Annotated in this window: 1 protein-coding gene; it reads right to left on the bottom strand. The window is 54.8% G+C overall.

Going from position 1 to position 210, the window contains the following annotated elements; all coding sequences use genetic code 11:
* On the bottom strand, positions 1–210 hold a 210-nt coding region (locus tag H9X84_RS13000), incomplete at both ends, for a transposase (protein ID WP_205134659.1).

Genomic DNA, 210 nt, shown 5'->3' with positions numbered 1-210 from the left:
ATATTCCGGTAAAAGTGGACTGTACACCGTTGGTATTTGGCCTCAGGAAACACTTCGCCCACGGCTTCCAGCATGCCAAGGCACTTATCGCCAACCACCAGTTTGACCCCATTCAGACCGCGGCCACGCAACCACTGGAAGAAACTGACCCAACTAGCTTTGTCTTCTTTCATGCCCTCGGCTGCGCCAAGAACCTCGCGATAGCCGTCC

The organism is Anaerotignum lactatifermentans (genome assembly GCF_016902535.1).
Taxonomy (GTDB): Bacteria; Bacillota; Clostridia; order Lachnospirales; family Anaerotignaceae; genus Anaerotignum; species Anaerotignum lactatifermentans_A.
The sequence above is the reverse complement of the archived record's forward strand: the minus strand, read 5'-3'. Positions and strand labels throughout refer to the sequence as shown.